A 4,587-nucleotide genomic window follows, 5' to 3' on the forward strand; every position below is an offset into this window, starting at 1 on the left:
GTCATCATCTTCCCACCAAAGGCTAGGGATTGGATTTCCTCTTCATTGAAGTTGGCTTCACCTATTTCCAGAAAGCCATCTAACAAAGCATCATATTTGGCCTGATCTATCCCGATAATTTCCCAATTTGTTGAACTCTCCGCCTCTGTGCAGGCGACTGTCCTCACCAAATCCCCAAAATCATAATATACAAACCCGGCCATCATTGTATCCAAATCGATGACGGCCTTCACTTCGGTCAGGTCTTCCGAAAAAATCAGGTTATTGATTTTGGTATCATTGTGGGTAAGCCGTAGAGCCAGCTTCTTTTTCCAAAACAGGTATTCCTCCACCAAATCTTTTTGGGACAAATAAAATTCCACCAATACCTTCAGGTCACCGGTTACTATCCTCTCGGTTTTCCTTAAGGCCTCCAACAATTGATTGTACCGTAACTCCAGGTCATTAAATCCTGGAATCGCCTCCTGAAACAATTCTGCATTTATATGAATCCCGGCTTTGATAAATTGGGCAAAAGCTTTTGCAGCCAAATAGGCCTGATGAGAATTGTTCACTTCATTGATGCACCTGCCTTTTACAAATGGTGCCAACCTAAAATAATCCCCATCTATTACTGTAAAAAGTTCTCCTTTCAAATTTGGAATTGGAAGGGGCAGTTCATATGGCAATTCGTCGGTGTTTATTTGGTCAAGAAGAATTGCATGATTATGGGAAATCGTTTCCGGATTTTTAAAAACAGAATTATTAAACTGCTGTAAGATAAATCGATGTGTCCCTTCCTCAATCAAAAATGTCCTGTGAATATGGCCATCTCCGAATTTTCGGATTTGTCCTTCCTGCAGATTTAACCCATACGCAGCATTGAGGTGAAATGAAAGGTTGTTCATAGATGCATTTGAGTGGACTCATTTTCAGTATACATGAATAGAGGATTGAAACCATATTGATTTCAACCCTCTATTTTCCTCAACTTCAATCAATTTACCGATTTAAAGTTCAAGCGTTTTTTTAAAATAAGAAATGGTTTTTGCCAATCCTTCATCTAACTTGATTTTCGGTTCCCAATCCAATTCCTTTTTTGCCAATTCTATGACCGGTCTCCTTTGCATAGGATCATCTTGTGGTAAAGGGAAAAATTTTATTTTACTCTTGCTACCTGTTTGTAAGATGATTTTTTCTGCCAACTCAAGCATCGTGAACTCTCCGGGATTACCAATATTGACCGGCCCTGTAAACCCATCTCTTGAATTCATTAATTTGTGCATCCCACTGATAAGGTCATCCACATAACAAAAGCTCCTTGTTTGCTTACCATCACCAAACATAGTGATATCCTCCCCTTTCAAGGCCTGTACAATAAAATTACTCACAACTCTTCCATCGTTGGGATGCATCCTTGGACCATATGTATTGAATATCCTCATGACCTTTATCTGCACTTTGTGTTGTCTGTAATAATCGAAAAACAAAGTTTCCGCACACCTCTTTCCTTCGTCATAGCAGGCACGGATACCTGTAGTACTCACTGAACCTTTGTAGGATTCAGGCTGTGGATGGATTTCAGGGTCACCATAGACTTCTGATGTACTTGCCTGCAAAATTTTTATTTTCAAGCGCTTGGCTAATCCCAACAAATTGATCGCCCCGATCACACTGGTTTTGGTGGTCTGAACAGGGTCAAATTGGTAATGCACAGGACTGGCCGGGCATGCCAGATTGTAAATCTCATCAACCTCCACAAATAATGGGAAGGTCACGTCATGTCTCATGAATTCGAAATTCTTGTTATCCAACAAATGATGGATATTGACTTTCCTGCCTGTAAATAAATTGTCCACACATAAAACTTCGTTTCCTTCATTTAACAAAAGTTCGCATAAATGAGACCCCAAAAATCCTGCTCCTCCGGTTACTAATATTCTTTTCATAAGTGTTTGTTTTAAAAAAAGTTAAAATTTTAAGTATTTATTAAATCCTGCCAAGGATTCTTATTTTCAAGTGTTGATTCTTAATTCTTTCTGGCAATATATTTAATATAGTCGTAATGATATGACCAAATCAGCAATTAATCTTCCTCTCACCTCAGATTAATTTTTTCCAATTAACCTATTAAGAGATCTCAATAATAAAAACCACTCCCTAGGGATTGTAATTTTAGTCCTTACCGACCCACGAAAATACTAAAATTATTTCCCCTCCAAATTTTCGAGATTAAGTATTGGGGAAAAAATAATCTTTCATTTTCTTAACAGAATTGAATCAAAATATCGAGTTTTGATTACCAATATTGTAAATGCAGGTTTTCTGACTTTGCAATTATTATTTCTTTTTTTACATTAGTAAAATTTATTAAAGAAGTTTGCCTCTATAAAATAAAAATTTTAATAAACTTTAAATCGAAATAAGCCTTCATAACCCAGAAAACTATGAACATTTCATTTATCGATTGGGCCATCATTGCAGCATTCTTTGTGATATCGATGCTGATTGGGGTCTTTGCTTCAAAAAAAGCGGGATCTTCCGCTAAGGAGTTTTTTCTTTCAGGAAGGAATATGCCCTGGTGGCTTTTGGGTGTTTCCATGGTGGCGACCACATTTTCCGCAGATACACCCAATCTCGTGACAGATATTGTGCGGAAGAACGGAGTTTCCGGAAACTGGGTTTGGTGGGCATTTTTGCTAACAGGTATGTTGACGGTGTTTGTCTATGCCAAGCTCTGGAGACGTTCTGAGGTTACCACCGATCTGGAATTTTACGAATTAAGATATGGCGGAAAACCTGCTGCATTTCTAAGAGCATTCAGGGCTTTGTACCTTGGGGTATTCTTCAATGTGGTCATCATGGCCACCGTTTCCTTGGCGGCTATCAAAATCGGTGGCGTCATGTTGGGCTTAAGCCCAATTGAAACCTTGTTGATTGCGAGTGTTGTCACAGTTATATACAGTTCATTAGGTGGTCTGAAAGGGGTTTTGCTGACTGACTTTTTTCAGTTTTTTATAGCTATGGCAGGAGCAATAGGTGCGGCCATTTATATTTTGGATATGCCTGAGATCGGTTCTCTGGATAATTTGTTGACCCATGAAAATGTAGCAGGAAAACTGGACTTTCTGCCTGACTTTAATGACTGGAACATGGTCATACCACTTTTGATTATGCCCCTAGCAATTCAATGGTGGGCTACCTGGTATCCAGGTGCAGAACCCGGTGGAGGTGGATATATCGCACAAAGGATGCTTTCTGCCAAGGATGAAAAAAATGCCATTGGTGCTACCTTGTTTTTCAATATTGCCCATTATGGGATGAGACCTTGGCCTTGGATCATCATTGCACTTGCATCATTGATTATTTTCCCAAATATCTCGGACATGCAAGCGGCATTTCCCCATATACCTGTCAATAAACTTGGAGATGACCTGGCATATTCTGCGATGTTGACTTTCCTGCCTACAGGTCTGATAGGAATTGTCCTCGCTTCATTGATAGCTGCGGTTATGTCTACACTCTCAACCCACTTAAACTGGGGCTCTTCTTATGTAGTCAATGATTTTTATTTGCGATTTTTAAAACCTCAGGCTACTGACAAGGAATTGGTAATGGTAGGAAGAATATCCACAGTGCTTTTGATGGTCTTGGCTGCATTTCTAGCCTTGGCACTTTCCAATGCCCTTGAGGCATTTAACATTCTGTTGCAGATCGGGGCGGGTACAGGCGCCATTTTCATTCTACGTTGGTTTTGGTGGCGGATCAATGCCTATACTGAAATCTCAGCGATGGTCATCTCATTCATAGTGGCTATTTTCTTTGAGAGTATAAATCCTAAAACGCAATGGATCAGTATTCCTGAAAATCAGGAGTACCTTAAATTGCTTTACGGCGTTGGGATTACAACTATTGGTTGGATTTTGGTAACCATTTTCACACAACCTGAAAAAGATGCCATTCTGCTATCCTTTTACCAAAAAGTCCGTCCTGCTGCTTTTGGTTGGAAAAAACTCCTGGACAGATATCCCGCAGAAAAACAAGAACAGGGTCAATTGCCAATGGAAATCGGTTTGATGTTGGTAGGATCGGTGATGGTCTATGCTACTTTGTTTGCCGTTGGATTCTGGATATATGGGAATGTGGTTTCTGCTTCCATCGCAACTATAATAGCAATTGTGGGAGGGATAATTATCATTAAGAGTTGGAAAAATATGCGGTAATCGTTTGTTTCGAACTTTTCCAAAGTTTTAAAACTTTGGAAAAGTTTCAGTTTTTAAACTCCAAAGTATTGATGAGATAAATCAAATCCACTTTGATATATTCAATAACCGGAGCCAAAGAATCATTTTTCATGGAAGTATTAAAATAAAGTGCACCTCTCAAAAAGTTGCTGGTCGAATCCGTCACAAAAAACTGGAATTGTGTAGGGACCTCTCCACTTAGTTCCGCCACCACACCGGTATAACCTTTTGGGGTGATCAGGACAGATTCCTCTATGCCATAAGCTTTGACCTGATGCTTGGCGGTCAAGTTGATTGCATCATTCATCACTGTTTTCAGGTCCTTCCCTTTACTATCCAAAGGTAGGTAGGTCAAGTGCACCTT

Annotated in this window: 3 protein-coding genes and 1 pseudogene; 1 reads left to right on the top strand and 3 read right to left on the bottom strand. The window is 39.5% G+C overall.

What is annotated here, in order from left to right:
- Both ACEW8O_RS23445 and ACEW8O_RS23450 read right to left on the bottom strand, forming a co-directional pair.
- Window positions 1-887 (bottom strand): phosphotransferase enzyme family protein (locus tag ACEW8O_RS23445; RefSeq protein WP_373497058.1); only part of this gene is annotated, 887 nt, incomplete at its 3' end.
- Window positions 888-989: 102 nt separating this feature from the next.
- Window positions 990-1,928 carry a UDP-glucuronic acid decarboxylase family protein gene (locus ACEW8O_RS23450; RefSeq protein ID WP_373497059.1) on the bottom strand — a complete coding sequence of 313 codons (939 nt, stop codon included), beginning with the start codon at window positions 1,926-1,928 and terminating at the stop codon, window positions 990-992.
- Window positions 1,929-2,426: 498 nt separating this feature from the next.
- Between ACEW8O_RS23450 and ACEW8O_RS23455 the strand changes: the two genes are divergently transcribed.
- Window positions 2,427-4,202 carry a sodium:solute symporter family protein gene (locus ACEW8O_RS23455; protein ID WP_373497060.1) on the top strand — a complete coding sequence of 592 codons (1,776 nt, stop codon included), beginning with the start codon at window positions 2,427-2,429 and terminating at the stop codon, window positions 4,200-4,202.
- A gap of 46 nt (window positions 4,203-4,248) precedes the next feature.
- Here the strand turns inward: ACEW8O_RS23455 and ACEW8O_RS23460 are convergent.
- Window positions 4,249-4,587, bottom strand: a pseudogene (locus tag ACEW8O_RS23460) (gliding motility lipoprotein GldD); the annotation flags it as partial.

Source organism: Aquiflexum sp. (assembly GCF_041749095.1).
Classification (GTDB): domain Bacteria; phylum Bacteroidota; class Bacteroidia; order Cytophagales; family Cyclobacteriaceae; genus Aquiflexum.

Coding starts and splice junctions, on each gene's coding strand:
- ACEW8O_RS23450 (WP_373497059.1), bottom strand. CDS start 1,928: ATGAAAAGAATATTAGTAACCGGAGGAGCAGGATTTTTGGGGTCTCAT.
- ACEW8O_RS23455 (WP_373497060.1), top strand. CDS start 2,427: ATGAACATTTCATTTATCGATTGGGCCATCATTGCAGCATTCTTTGTG.